Raw genomic sequence first — 13,226 nt, 5'->3', positions numbered from 1 at the left:
GTGGCGGCCTGTGCCGAATCGGGACGGCGCATCTTGCCAAGCCCGGACAGCGCTTGTCACCTGCGGCCGGAGATCACGCGAGCGATCCTGCCAGCGCCGCGCGGATCGCGGCGAACCCGTCCGTGAGCGCGGCCGGGCCGGGCTGCAGGATCAGCGGCGACTTGATCTCGTGGATGCGGCCGTCCCGCACCGCCGGGATCGCCGCCCATCCCGGGCGGGATGCGATGCGCGGGACGTTGACCTTCTTCCCGCACCACGAGGCCAGGATGACGTCGGGCGCCGCCGCGATCACGGCCTCGGGCGCGACGATCCGGTCGACGGCGGCGGCCATCCGGGCGCGGTCAGGAAACACGTCGTCGCCGCCGGCGAGGCCGATCAGCTCCGAGACCCAGCCGATGCTGGAGATCATCGGCTCGTCCCATTCCTCGAAATAGACGCGGGGCCGCCGACGGCCCGCGACCTCGGCGGCCGCCCGTGCCAACGCGTCGGCATAACCCTGCGCCAGGGCGTCGGCCCGGTCCGGCACGCCGACGAGGGCGCCGAGCGTGCGGATCATCGCGAGGCAGCCGGCGACGTCGCGCTGGTTGAACAGGTGCACGGCGATCCCGGCCCGGGCGAGGTCGGCGGCGATGTTCGCCTGGAGATCGGAGAAGGCGAGGACGAGATCGGGCTCGAGCGCGAGGATCTTCGGCAGGTCCGCGCTTGTGAAGGCCGACACGCGCGGCTTCTCGCGCCGAACCCGCGGCGGACGCACGGCATAGCCCGACACCCCGACGATGCGGCGCTCCTGGCCGAGCAGGTACAGCGTCTCGACGGTCTCCTCGGTGAGGCAGACGATGCGCTCGGGCGGAAACCGTCGCATCAGCCCTGGAACCACGCCAGCAGCCCGGCACCCGGTGCCAGGAGCACGAAGGCCCAGACGAGGGCCGAGAGGACGTTGGCCACCTGGAACGGCAGCCGGGCGACCCCGAACATGCCGGCGATCAGCGGCACCACCGCGCGGGCGGGCCCGAAGAACCGCCCGAGCGCCACCGCCGCCGCGCCCCAGCGCTTCAGGAAGACCTCGCCCTTGGCGACCATCTCGGGGTAGCGCCGCATCGGCCACAGGCGCTTGGCGCCCTCGCCGTAGGACCGGCCGAACTCGTAGGAGAGCCAATCGCCGAGGGCCGCGCCGACGGCCGCCGCGGCCACCACCGGCCAGAACGCGATGTCGGTCGCCCCGATCATCGCGCCGATGCCGATCAGGATCACGGTGGCCGGCACCAGCAGCGACAGGAAGGCGATGGATTCGCAGAAGGCCAACGCGCCGACGATCAGCGGCGTCCACGCCCGGTGCGCCTCGCCGAAGGCGAGGGCGGAGACGCGCAGCGATTCGAAATCCATGGTCCGCCTTGTCGAGGATGGGGGGTGCCGGGTGCGCGGGATGCCGAAAGCCGGTAACACGCCGCGGAGGCCACGCGTGCCGGGGAGATCGCGATGAACATCCTGTCGATCCAGTCCCACGTCGCCTACGGCCATGTCGGCAACGCCTCCGCGGTGTTTCCGATGCAGCGGCTCGGGGTCGAGGTCTGGCCGATCCACACGGTGCAGTTCTCCAACCACACCGGCTACGGGGCCTGGCGCGGACGCGTCTTCGACGGGCCGGCGGTCGAGGATCTGGTGGCCGGCATCCGCGAGCGCGGGGTGCTCGGCACCTGCGACGGCGTCCTGTCCGGGTACATGGGCTCGGCCGACATCGGCACCGCGATCCTCGGCGCGGTCGATGCGGTGCGGGCCGAGAACGCCCGGGCGCTCTACGCCTGCGACCCGGTGATCGGCGACACCGGCCGCGGCGTCTACGTCCGCCCCGGCATCGCCGAGTTCATGGCCGAGCGCGCGGTGCCCGCCGCCGACATCGTGACGCCGAACCAGTTCGAGCTCGACCTGCTCACCGGCCTGCCGACCGGCACGTTGGCGCAGGCCAAGCGCGCGGTCGCCGCCCTGCAGGAACGCGGACCGCGGGTGGTGCTCGTCACCTCGCTCGTCACCGACGCGACCCCGCCCGACGCCATCGACCTGCTGGCCGGGGAGGGCGGCACGTTCTGGCGGGTGCGCACGCCCCGCCTCGACCTGTCGGTGAACGGAGCAGGCGATTGCATCGCCGCGCTGTTCCTCGTCCACTACGCCCGCACCGGCTCGGCGGCGCTGGCGCTCGGCATGGCGGCGGCCTCGGTCTACGGCGTCCTGCGGCGCACGCTGGCGGAAGGCTCGCGCGAGATCCTCACCGTGGCGGCGCAAGACGAGTTCGTGGCGCCGACCGAGACGTTTCCGGTGGAGACGGTCTGAGAGCGAGAGAAGGAACCTCTGGATGCCGCGCCGCTTCGTCACCCTGGATGTGTTCACGACGCAGGCCCTGGCCGGCAACCCGCTCGCCGTGGTGCTCGAGGCCGACGGGCTAGACGACGGTGCGATGCAGGCGATCGCCCGGGAGTTCAACCTGTCGGAGACGGTGTTCGTGATGCCGCCGGACGAGCCACGGCACCGGGCGAGGCTCCGCATCTTCACGCCGACCCGCGAGCTGCCCTTCGCCGGGCATCCGACCATCGGCACTGCGGTCCTGCTGGCCCTGCGCGAGGCGCGGCCCGAGGGGGCCCACGCCGTCGCGTTCGGCCTCGAGGAGGCGGTCGGCACGATCCCCTGCGTGGTCGAGACCGGCGACGGAGGGGGCCGGGCCCGCTTGAGGCTCCCGATCCTGCCGGACTACCTCGGCGAGGCTGCCGACGCCGCCGCTCTCGCGGCCGCGTTCGGGCTGGCGCAGGAGGATATCGGCTTCGGGCGGCACCGGCCGAGCCGGCACGGCGTCGGCCCGAGCTTCACCTTCGTTCCGGTCGCCTCGCCGGACCGTCTCGACGCGGCGCGACCGGGCACGCTGACCGGCACTTCGGACGGCTTCCTGCTCTACGCGCCGGACACGGCGGAGACCGGTCTCGCCTTCCAGGCCCGGATGTTCGCCCCCGCCCTCGGCGTGGCCGAGGACCCGGCGACGGGCTCCGCGGCCGCCGCCTTCGCCGGCGTGCTGATGCAGTTCGAGCCGCTCGGCGACGGCACGCACGACGTCGCGATCACGCAAGGGGTCGCGATGGGCCGCCCGAGCGCGATCGCGCTGCAGGTCGTGGTCGAGGCCGGCGGCCTGCGCTCGGTCGAGATCGGCGGGGCGGCGGTGATCGTGTCGGAAGGCGTGCTCCATGTCTGATGCGGCGACGCCGGACTCACGGCCGTACGGTTTCGAGGTCGTCCGCCTCGCGCGCCTCGAAGCCCGGCTGGTGACCTACGATTGGGCCTGGGCGCGCGACAACGCCGAGCGCATCGAGCAGAACTGGATGCGGCGGCGGGCGGCGCAGCCCGCCCTGTTCGACGGGCCGGTGCTGGTGGCCTGCGGCTGCGCGATCGACGGCGACAGCTGCCGCCTGGACCTGTTCGAGACGCCGTATTCGCGCTTCCTGGCCTATCGCGACGGCGGATCGCCGGACGGGCACGTCGCCAACGCCTTCGCGGCGATCGTGCCGTGGAGCGCCGACGGCGCGGTCCTGCTCGGGCGGATGGGCCTGCATACGGCCAATGCCGGGCAGATCTACTTTCCCTGCGGCACGCCGGACCTCGACGACGTGCGCGGCGAGGCGGTCGACTTCTCGGGGAGCGCCGCGCGCGAGCTTCTGGAGGAGACCGGCCTCCGGGTGCCCAACGGGGCGACCGAGGACTGGGTCTGCCTGCGCGGCGAGGGCCAGCTCGCCTTCCTGCGGCCCGTCCGCTTCGCCGAGGACGCCGCCGCCCTGATCGAACGCATGGAGATCCACGCGCTGGGCGAGGACGAGCCCGAGCTCGCCGGGATCGTGGCGGTGCGCGAGGCCGCCGACATCGAGGCGGCGATGCCCGGCTTCGTGCGCGCCTACCTCGCCAGCGCCTTCGAGGCCGAGACCGGCGCCGCCGAGGTGACGCCCTGATCCGTCCGTGACCCGGATGCGTCGACAACCGGCGGTGCATCGGGCAGGCTTTCTTAGCCGTTTCGTCGCCATCCCGGAGTTCCGCATGACCCTGAAATCCAAGACCGCGATCGTCACCGGCTCGACCAGCGGGATCGGGCTGTGCATCGCACGAGCCCTGGCGCGGGACGGGGCGAACGTGGTGCTGAACGGCTTCGGGGAGGCCGACGCGATCGAGACGGCGCGCGCCGGGATCGAATCCGAGTTCGGCGTGCGGGCGCATCATTCGGCCGCCGACATGACGAAGCCGACCGAGATCGGCGAGTTGGTGCGCGAGGCGGAAGCCCGCTTCGGCTCCGTCGACGTGCTCGTCAACAACGCCGGCATCCAGTTCGTGTCGGCGATCGAGGAGTTCCCGGGCGCGAAGTGGGAGCAGATCATCGCGATCAACCTGTCCTCGGCCTTCTACGCGATGCAGGCGGCAATCCCGGGGATGAAGGCGCGCGGCTGGGGGCGGATCATCAACACCGCCTCGGCCCACTCGCTGGTCGCCTCGCCGTACAAGTCGGCCTACGTCGCGGCCAAGCACGGCATCGCCGGCCTGACCAAGACCGCGGGGCTGGAGCTTGCCACGCACAAGATCACGGTGAACTGCATCTCGCCCGGCTACGTCTGGACGCCGCTCGTCGAGGCGCAGATCCCCGATACGATGAAGGCGCGTGGGCTGACCAAGGAGCAGGTGATCGACGAGGTGCTGCTGAAGGCGCAACCGACGAAGGAGTTCGTCACCGTCGACCAGGTCGCCGCGCTCGCCCTGTTCCTGTGCTCGGACGCCGCCAGCCAGATCACCGGCACCAACATCGCCATGGATGGCGGCTGGACGGCGCAGTAGCCCGCAGGCGAAAGCACCCCGCCGGTCAACCGGCGGGGTGCTTCGATGGCGCAGGATTTTGCAACGCGGGCTGCGTTTAGCGGCGCCCGTGCAGCAGCAGGGCGAGGCCGTAACCGACGGCGCCGGCGAGCACCAGCGCGATCAGCGGATTCTCCTCGACCCGCGAGCTGACCGCCTGGCGGCCGTCGCGCAGGTAGTCGCCGCGGCGGTCGTAGGCGTCCGAGGCGTAGTCCGTGACGTTGTCGGCGACGTCGCGCAGCTTGCTGCGTGCCTGCCCGTAGGCGTCCTTGGCCTGCCCGTAGGCCTCCTGGGCGCGGTCGCCAGCCTCGTCGGCGACGTTGCGCACGGTGTCCTTGGCCTGGCCGTAGGCCTCCTGCGTCTTGCCGCCGGCCTCGCGAAGGCGGCCTTCCGCCGAGTCGCGGTTGGACCCGACGAAGTCGCCGGCCGCACCCTGAATCTTGCCGCCAAGCTCCTTGGCACCGCCGACGATGCGATCCGTATCGACCATGGTCATCTCCTACCCGTCAGTTCTGCGCGTTTGATGGCGGCGTGACCCACGCCGCCCGTCGATCCGTGCCCGCCCGAGCGGGGTGCCGGCTACTTGCCGAGGATCTTGGTCACGAGGCGCCCGATCGGCGAGGCGGAGCTCGCGTTGCGGTCGTCGCGAACGACCTGGCGATCCTCGTTCCCGAGAAGCTTCGTGACGATGCGTCCGATCAGGCTCATGGTTCTCTCCGCGCGATGGGCGCCGCCGGGCGGCGCAGCTTGACCTCTCAACGGCCGATCGCCGCAGCCCGTTCCGTCGCAACGGAGGCGGTCGCGGCGCGGGCCGGCGTCTTGCTGGAGCTACTGGTGGCTCCGCAGGAACTCCACCGCCGCATCGAGGGAGCGGCGCGCCTCCGGCAACATGCTGTGCGCGAACTGCCAGACATGGGCGACCACCGGGAACACCGTCAGGGACACGGTGACGCCGGCCGCCCGCGCCTTCTCGGCCATCTGCACCGAATCGTCGCGCAGCACCTCCCGCTCGCCGACGTGGAGCAGCAGCGGCGGCAGGCCGGCGAGATCCGCGAAGAGCGGCGAGATCCGCGGGTCGGCGGGATCGGCCCCGCCGAGATACATCGGCCCGAGGTTGATCAGCGCCCGCGGGTCGAACATCGCGTCGCGCCGGGCATTGCTGACGCGCGAGCCGTCCTCGGCGAGGAAGTCGGTGACCGGCGAGAACAGGGCGGCGGCCGTCGGAAGAGGCAGCCCGCGGTCGCGGGCCGCCAGCATCGCGACGAGCGCCAGGTTGCCGCCGGCGGAATCGCCGGCGATCGCCGCCGGCCCGAGCGCGGCGAGGGCGTTCCAGGCCGCGCACGCATCCTCGACGCCGGCCGGAAACGGGTGCTCCGGTGCGAGCCGGTAATCAGCGGCGAAGATCGTGAAGCCGCGCTCGGCCAGCGCGCCCGTCACCGGGCGATGCGATTTCGGCGAGCAGGCGACGAAGCCGCCGCCGTGCAGGTAGAGCAGCCGCCGCTCCGGTCCCTCGGGGCGGACCGGCCTGACCCATTCGCCGGGTATCCCGCCGACGGCGCCGGCCTCGTAGGTCGCGCCGGACGGATCCGGGAACGTCCGGCCGCCGAAGACCGCCCGGATCTTGCCCACGTCGTCCATCGCGCCGAGGCGGTTCCGGACGTTGCGCCTGACCATGTAGGACGCGAGATGCGCACGCAGGCTCGCCATGATGTCGTCTGCTCCGGATCTTCGATTGGGCCACGGGACGGCGCCCGGCACGATATTGTCCGGGCGCCGGCGATGAACAGCCGGGGTCACGTTCCGATCCGGGATCGATCCAGCACCCGCGGGGAAACAACCGCGTGTCGATCGCGCCGGGAAAAGCTTGGCCCGAAGCTTCCATGGCCGTCCCGATCAGCCAGCCGAGTTCCGAGATCCGATGTTCGACCGCCTCCTGCATGCCGGCCTCAGCATCCTTCTGCTGCTCGCCGTCGCCGTCCTGCTCTCGACGAACCGGCGGGCGATCCGGCCCCGCGTGGTGCTCGCCGCGCTCGGTCTGCAGGTCGGCCTCGGCGTGCTGATCCTGTTCGTCCCGTCCGGCCAAGCCGGCCTCTCTGCCGCGGCCGGCTTCGTCCAGACCGTGCTCGGTTACGGCGACCGCGGCACCGCATTCCTGTTCGGCGGCCTCGTCGAGCCGCGGATGTTCGAGCTGTTCGGCGGCAGCGGCTTCATCCTGGCGCTTCGGGTGCTGCCGCAGATCCTCTACGTCTCGGCGCTGATCGGCGTGCTGTATCACCTCGGGATCATGCAGGCCGCCGCCCGCATCGTCGGCGCCGGCCTGCGCAGGCTGGTCGGCACCAGCCCGATCGAGTCGTTCTCGGCGGTGATCACCATCGCCATCGGGCAGAGCGAGATTGCGGTGGCGCTGCGCCCGTTCCTCGCGCTCCTGACCGGGGCCGAGCTGTTCGCGGTGATGACGAGCGGCGCCGCCTCCACCGCGGGCTCGATCCTGGCCGGCTACGCGGCGCTCGGCGTGCCGATGACCTACCTGCTCGCCGCCTCGCTGATGGCGATCCCCGGCGGGCTGCTCTTCGCCAAGCTGCTGGTGCCCTCGACCGAGCCGACGCGGATCGCCACCACCCGGGTCGAGTTCGGCGAGACGCGCGCGGCCAACCTGATCGAGGCCGCGGCCGACGGCACGCAGAAGGGGCTCGCCGTCGCCGTCGCGGTCGGCGCGATGCTGATCGCCTTCGTCGGCCTGATCGCGCTCGCCGACGGCATCGTCGGCTACCTGGGCGGCCTCGCCGGATATCCGGCGGCCTCGATCCAGGGCATCCTCGGGTTCGCGCTGGCACCGCTCGCCTGGCTCCTCGGCGTGCCGTGGGAGCACGCGACGCTGGTCGGCGGCGCGATCGGGCAGAAGCTCGCCTTCAACGAGTTCTTCGCCTACGCCAACCTTTCGCCGGTGCTGAAGGGTGGCACCCTCGATCCACGCAGCCAGGCGATCGTCTGCTTCGCGCTCTGCGGCTTCGCCAACCTGTCGTCGATCGCGATCCAGCTCGCGAGCTTCTCCAGCCTCGTGCCCGAGCGCCGGTCCGAGATCGCCCGCTACGGCCTGCGCGCCATCCTCGCGGGCACCCTGTCGAACCTGACGAGCGCGGCCATCGCCGGCCTGTTCATCGCCGCGTGAGGCGGTTTGCCGGCCTCACGCCGGCGGCTGCGAACGTGTAGAACGGCGCCCGAAGACCCGATGTCGGCGACAGATCCCTCGCGAGGGATCGGCCCCGGCGAACGGGTCGCGGACGGTGGACCGGGGCGCGTCGCCATCGGCGGAGGACGGACATGACGACGGTTCTCGACCCTACGGCGGCGCAGGCCTCCGATGGCGCGCGCGCCGCGACGTCGCGGATCGTGCCGCCGTTCCGGGTTCCGCCGGAGCGCGAGCCGCCGATCCTCTCCTATCTCGGCGCGTTGCGCACCAATGCCCTCGTCGGCTGGCCGCGCCGGGCCTACGACGATCTGATCACCCGCCGCAGCCTGCTCGGGCGGTCGAGCTTCACCCTGAGCGATCCGGATGCGATCCGCCGGGTGCTCGTCGACAACCAGGCGAACTATGCCCGCACCGCCGGCTCCGTGCGGATCCTGCGCCCGATCCTCGGCGACGGCGTCCTGATCAGCGAGGGCGCGTCCTGGCGCCACCAGCGGCGCTCACTGGCGCCGGCCTTCACCCCGAAGGCGATCGACGGTCTCGTCCCGCTGATCGACCGCGCGATCGGCGACGCGCTCGGCGAGTTCGACGTCGCCGCCGCGCGCGGCCCCGTCGCCCTGTTCGCCGCCCTTCACCGGCTGGCCCTCGAGATCGCCGGGCGCAGCATGTTCTCGGTGGCGATGGATCGGCACGGGGACGCGCTGCGCGGCTTCATCGCCGAGTATTCCGAGCGCCTCGGCCGGCCCCACCTCCTCGACATCCTGATGCCGCCGACCTGGCGGGCGCCCCTCGACTTTCCGCGCGCCCGGTTCCGGAAGCGCTGGACGCCCTTCCTCGGCCAGATCATCGAAGCGCGGGCCGCCGACGGGACCCCGCGCACCCATCGCGACCTGCTCGACCTGCTGATGGCCGCCCGCAATCCCGAGACCGGGGCGGCCTTCAGCTACGCCGAGGTCCGCGACCAGGTCGCGACCATGATCCTGGCCGGGCACGAGACCACCGCGGTGCTGCTGTTCTGGGCCGCCTACATGCTGGCGCTGGCGCCCGAGCTGCAGGAGCAGGTGGCGCGCGAGGTGCAGGGCGCGGACCTCGCCGCTCCGGCCGGCTGCGCCCAGGACGGGCGCCTGCCGCTGACCCGCGCGGTGATCGACGAGACGATGCGGCTCTATCCGCCGGCCTTCGTCATCGTGCGACGCGCGCTCGAAGCCGACCGCGTCGCCGGCGTGGAGATCGCGGCCGGCGACATCGTAATGATCTCGCCCTGGGTGCTGCACCGGCACCGCCGCCTCTGGGACGACCCGCACGCCTTCGATCCGGGCCGCTTCCTGCCTGGCGCCCCGGCGATCCCGCGCTACGCCTATCTCCCCTTCGGCGTCGGCCCGCGGGTCTGCATCGGCGCGCATTTCGCCCTGACCGAGGCGGTGCTGGCGCTCGCCCGCATCGTCGGCCGGTTCAGGATCTCGCTCGCCGATACCCGCCCGGTGCTGCCGGCGGCCGTCGTGACGACCCAGCCCGAGCACGCACCGGACTTCCACCTGGTGCCGCGCTGACGGCCCCCCGTGCCGGCCTGCTGCGACATCGCGCCGTCACATTTAAACCACGGCCCGAACCTAGGCGTAGCGTCGCCCGACGACCGGGCACGATGCCGTTCCAGCCTGCCCGGTGCGCGTTCTCGATGCCGGGATCCTATGCGGATGCCCCATGTCGCACGTCACCGCGTTCCCGATCGCGCAGAAGCCCTCCAAAGCGGCGTCGCCGCGCCTTCATGCGGTCGCCGCAGGCGAGGGCGATCCGCGCGCCATCGCGGTGCGCAGCCTCCGCCTCGGCATGTCGGCGCTCGATGAGGTCATCGCGCTTCTGGACGGCGACCTCGGCGTCGCGTTCGAGCGGGCGGTCGAGACCATCCTGTCGGTGAAGGGCCGCGTCATCGTCTGCGGCATCGGCAAGAGCGGCCATGTCGGGCGCAAGCTCGCCGCGACGCTGGCCTCCACCGGCACGCACGCCTTCTTCGTCCACCCCACCGAGGCGAGCCACGGCGACCTCGGCATGATCGCCGCCGACGACGTGATCGTCGCACTGTCGTGGTCGGGCGAGACGGTGGAGCTCGGCGACCTCGTCAGCTTCTCGCGCCGCTTCTCGATCCCCCTGATCGCGATCACCTGCAACGCCGACAGCACGCTCGGCCGCGCGGCGGACGTGCTGCTCGCCCTGCCGAAGGTGCGCGAATCCTGCCCCCACGACCTCGCGCCCACCACCTCGAGCCTGATCCAGCTGGCGCTCGGCGACGCCCTCGCGGTGGCGCTCGTCGAGCAGCGCGGCTTCACCTCGGCGCGCTTCAAGACGCTCCATCCCGGCGGCACCCTCGCCGCACGCCTGAAGACCGTGCGCCAGCTCATGCACACCGGCGACGAGGTGCCGCTCGTGCCCGACGCGATGGTGATGTCCGACGTCCTGATCGAGATCACCCGGCGCCGCTACGGTTGCGTCGGCGTCGTCGACGCGGACGGGCACCTGATCGGCATCGTCACCGACGGCGACCTGCGCCGCCACATGGGCCCGGCGATCCTCGACACCACCGTTCAGCAGGTGATGACGGCCGCCCCGGTCGTGGTCGAGGCCGACCTCCTGGCGAGCGCCGCCCTCGAGGTGATGAACCGCAAGCGCATCACGGCGATCTTCGTGGTCGAAGCCGGCCGCCCCGCCGGCATCCTACACATCCACGACCTGCTCCGCGCCGGCGTGGTGTGACCCCCGCGGCCGCACCCTCGTGGATGCGGCTCGAAGCTTCGTCTGCGAAAGCGCAGTCGGGCTTGAGCAGGAGGCAGCAGAGGTGCCGATCCGACCCGCCACAAACGAAAAAGGGGCCGGCGCTTCGCCAACCCCTCGCATCGCCCGTCGAAATTCGATGGTACCACCGCCCCGGCTCGAACGGGGGACCTCTTGATCCACAATCAAGCGCTCTAACCAACTGAGCTACGGCGGCACTGCGGCGGGGTGTATCGTGGCGGCGGCGGCATTTCAAGCGGGTTCGACACCACGCCTGCGCCTGTGGACGGAGGCGTGCGCGAACCCGTAAGGATCGGGCGTGACCTGTCGTCCCACGCCCGCGCCGCGATGAGCCAGACCGCCGAGACCCCGCGCCGCCGCTGGGACCGCGCGACCCTGGTCCAGGCGCCCGGCCGGCTCCGCGTCCTCGTCCGCCGCAGCGAGGTCGGGCTCGTGGTGCTCTCCGGCCTGACCGGATGCGTCGCCGGCGCGGCGGTGGCGGGGATGAACGTCGCGACGCAGGGCCTTCGCGAGGCGCTGTACCGCCTGCCGCACGGGACGCGCCTCAGCGCGGCCGACGCCGTGACGCCGCTCGCCCTGCTCGTCGGCCCCTGCCTCGGCGGCATCCTGCTCGGCCTCGTGATCCTCGCAGCCAACGCGATCCGCGGGCGGCGGAGGCGGCCGGTGATCGATCCGATCGAGGCCAACGCGCTCCATGGCGGCCGGATGTCGCTGCGCGACAGCGTCTACGTGGCCGTGCAGAACGTCATCTCGAACGGAAGCGGCGCCTCGGTCGGGCTCGAGGCAGGCTATACGCAGATCTGCGGCGGCCTCGCCTCGCGCCTCGGCATCGCCTTCGAGATGCGGCGCAACGACCTGCGCACGCTGGTCGGCTGCGGATCGGCCGCGGCGATCGCCGCCGCCTTCGGGGCGCCGCTGACCGGCGCGTTCTACGCCTTCGAGCTGATCATCGGCACCTATTCGATCGCGACGCTGACGCCGGTGGTGGTGGCTGCCTTGTGCGGCAGCCTGGTCTCGCGGAGCCTGGTCGCGGCCCAGCCTCTGGTCGCCCTCGACAACGTCCAGGCGGTGACGACGACCGCGGTGACCGGCGCCGACACCCTGCCGAGCCTCGTCCTCGGCCTGTTCTGCGCCGGCCTCGGCATCCTGATCATGCGCGGCGTCACGCTGGTCGAGCAGGGCGTGGCGGCGACGCGGATCCCGCGGGTGGCCGGCCCCGCGCTCGGGGGCCTCTGCGTCGGCGCGCTGGCGCTCGCGATCGGCCCGCAGGTGCTGTCCGGCGGGCACGGCGCTCTCCACGTCCACTTCGCGGACGGCGCCGAGGGCTACGGCACGGCGGCGCTCGTTCTGCTGTTCGTCGGCAAGGCGACGGCCTCGGCGATCTCGATCGGGTCGGGGTTCCGCGGAGGCCTGTTCTTCGCCTCGCTGTTCCTCGGTGCGCTCGCCGGCAAGCTGTTCGCGATGGTCGCGCCGGCGGTGATCCCGGGGCTCGCCGCCTTCGGGCTGACGCCGCTCGCCTATGCGGTGATCGGCATGAGCGCGCTCGCGGTCGCCGTCATCGGCGGCCCGCTCACCATGACGTTCCTGGCGCTGGAAGTGTCCGGCAGCCTGCCGCTCACCGGCCTCGTCCTCGTCGCCGTGATCGCCTCGTCGCTCACCGTGCGGAAGACCTTCGGCTATTCCTTCGCCACCTGGCGCTTCCACCTGCGCGGCGAGAGCATCCGCAGCGCCCACGACGTCGGCTGGATCCGCAGCCTGACGGTCGGTCGGCTGATGCGCAAGGACGTGCGCACCATCCCCCTCGACACGCCGATGGCGACCTTCCTGCGGGCGCACCCGCTCGGATCGCCCTCGCGGGTGATCGTGGTGGACGAGGCAGGCCGCTACGCCGGCATCGTCCTGGTGCCCGAGGCCCATGCCGCCGCGCGCGACGCGAGCGAGACGCCGGCGACGCTCGCCGACGTGCTGCGCCACCCCGACGACATCCTGACGCCCGAGCTGAACGCCAAGGAAGCCTCGGCGGCCTTCGACCGCACCGAGAGCGAGGCGCTCGCCGTGGTCGACTCGATCGGCGACCGGCAGGTCATCGGCATGCTCACGGAGAGCCACACCTTGAAGCGCTACAGCGACGAGCTCGACCGCCAGCGCCGCGCGATGCAGGGCGAGACGGACTGATCGACGGCCGACCGGCGCTCAGCGCGGGCGGCGCCCGACGCTGACGACGTTGCTCGGGCGGGCCTTCCGCTCGGGGAGGATGTCCTCGACCTTCCGGACGATGCTGGCGGCGTCGAGGCCGGCCTCGGCGTACATCTTGTCCGGGCTGTCGTGGTCCTGGTAGCTGTCGGGCAGGGTCATCGTGCGCACCCGAAGCCGCATCGCGTCG

14 protein-coding genes and 1 tRNA gene are annotated in these 13,226 nt (G+C 72.1%); 8 read left to right on the top strand and 7 right to left on the bottom strand.

Features of this window, described 5'->3' with window-relative positions; all coding sequences use genetic code 11:
• Positions 1-73 precede the first annotated feature (73 nt).
• On the bottom strand, positions 74-862 hold the full coding sequence (locus tag MKK70_RS16305) for a cobalamin-binding protein (RefSeq protein ID WP_243948891.1): 789 nt from the start codon (positions 860-862) through the stop codon (positions 74-76).
• Positions 862-1,383 (bottom strand): DedA family protein, encoded by a 522-nt coding sequence (locus tag MKK70_RS16300; protein WP_243948889.1) that lies wholly within the window; start codon positions 1,381-1,383, stop codon positions 862-864. The genes MKK70_RS16305 and MKK70_RS16300 overlap by 1 nt, the downstream gene beginning before the upstream one ends.
• A 93-nt stretch (positions 1,384-1,476) precedes the next feature.
• Here MKK70_RS16300 and pdxY point away from each other — a divergent pair, with 93 nt between their 5' ends.
• The 4 genes from pdxY to MKK70_RS16280 all read left to right on the top strand — a co-directional run bounded on the left by pdxY (position 1,477) and on the right by MKK70_RS16280 (position 4,851).
• A complete protein-coding gene (pdxY, locus tag MKK70_RS16295; protein WP_147726182.1) occupies positions 1,477-2,325 on the top strand; it encodes a pyridoxal kinase PdxY in 849 nt (282 codons plus the stop codon).
• Between the two features lie 22 nt (positions 2,326-2,347).
• Entirely contained in the window at positions 2,348-3,232 is an 885-nt protein-coding gene (locus tag MKK70_RS16290) for a PhzF family phenazine biosynthesis protein (protein ID WP_243948888.1), read from the top strand.
• Positions 3,225-3,980: an NUDIX hydrolase gene (locus tag MKK70_RS16285; RefSeq protein WP_243948886.1), complete on the top strand. Its 756-nt coding sequence runs from the start codon at positions 3,225-3,227 to the stop codon at positions 3,978-3,980. The genes MKK70_RS16290 and MKK70_RS16285 overlap by 8 nt, the downstream gene beginning before the upstream one ends.
• Positions 3,981-4,065: 85 nt before the next feature.
• Positions 4,066-4,851 (top strand): 3-hydroxybutyrate dehydrogenase, encoded by a 786-nt coding sequence (locus MKK70_RS16280; protein WP_243948884.1) that lies wholly within the window; start codon positions 4,066-4,068, stop codon positions 4,849-4,851.
• Positions 4,852-4,927: 76 nt separating this feature from the next.
• Here MKK70_RS16280 and MKK70_RS16275 read toward each other — a convergent pair whose 3' ends face one another.
• From MKK70_RS16275 to MKK70_RS16265, 3 genes are all read right to left on the bottom strand, one after another.
• Positions 4,928-5,359, bottom strand: a complete 432-nt coding sequence (locus tag MKK70_RS16275) for a CsbD family protein (protein WP_147841036.1) — start codon at positions 5,357-5,359, stop codon at positions 4,928-4,930.
• Positions 5,360-5,448: 89 nt separating this feature from the next.
• On the bottom strand, positions 5,449-5,577 hold the full coding sequence (locus MKK70_RS16270; RefSeq protein WP_147726177.1) for a TFIIS helical bundle-like domain containing protein: 129 nt from the start codon (positions 5,575-5,577) through the stop codon (positions 5,449-5,451).
• Between the two features lie 120 nt (positions 5,578-5,697).
• Entirely contained in the window at positions 5,698-6,576 is an 879-nt protein-coding gene (locus MKK70_RS16265) for an alpha/beta hydrolase (RefSeq protein ID WP_243948882.1), read from the bottom strand.
• Between the two features lie 211 nt (positions 6,577-6,787).
• Between MKK70_RS16265 and MKK70_RS16260 the strand changes: the two genes are divergently transcribed.
• The 3 genes from MKK70_RS16260 (at position 6,788) to MKK70_RS16250 (ending at position 10,804) form a co-directional block, all read left to right on the top strand.
• Positions 6,788-8,038: a NupC/NupG family nucleoside CNT transporter gene (locus MKK70_RS16260; RefSeq protein ID WP_243934634.1), complete on the top strand. Its 1,251-nt coding sequence runs from the start codon at positions 6,788-6,790 to the stop codon at positions 8,036-8,038.
• Positions 8,039-8,190: 152 nt separating this feature from the next.
• Positions 8,191-9,606 (top strand): cytochrome P450, encoded by a 1,416-nt coding sequence (locus MKK70_RS16255; RefSeq protein ID WP_243948881.1) that lies wholly within the window; start codon positions 8,191-8,193, stop codon positions 9,604-9,606.
• A 151-nt stretch (positions 9,607-9,757) separates the two neighbouring features.
• On the top strand, positions 9,758-10,804 hold the full coding sequence (locus MKK70_RS16250; RefSeq protein WP_243936535.1) for an SIS domain-containing protein: 1,047 nt from the start codon (positions 9,758-9,760) through the stop codon (positions 10,802-10,804).
• Positions 10,805-10,962: 158 nt separating this feature from the next.
• Here the strand turns inward: MKK70_RS16250 and MKK70_RS16245 are convergent.
• A tRNA-His gene (locus MKK70_RS16245) sits at positions 10,963-11,039 on the bottom strand.
• A gap of 131 nt (positions 11,040-11,170) precedes the next feature.
• Between MKK70_RS16245 and MKK70_RS16240 the strand changes: the two genes are divergently transcribed.
• The gene (locus MKK70_RS16240; protein ID WP_243949056.1) at positions 11,171-13,018 is read left to right on the top strand and encodes a chloride channel protein; all 1,848 of its coding nucleotides are present in this window, start codon (positions 11,171-11,173) and stop codon (positions 13,016-13,018) included.
• Between the two features lie 18 nt (positions 13,019-13,036).
• Here MKK70_RS16240 and MKK70_RS16235 read toward each other — a convergent pair.
• Positions 13,037-13,226: hypothetical protein (locus tag MKK70_RS16235; RefSeq protein ID WP_243934638.1), on the bottom strand; the 190-nt coding region annotated here is incomplete at its 5' end.

Source organism: Methylobacterium sp. E-041 (genome assembly GCF_022829665.1).
In the GTDB taxonomy this organism is placed as follows: Bacteria; Pseudomonadota; Alphaproteobacteria; order Rhizobiales; family Beijerinckiaceae; genus Methylobacterium.
The sequence above is the reverse complement of the archived record's forward strand: the minus strand, read 5'-3'. Positions and strand labels throughout refer to the sequence as shown.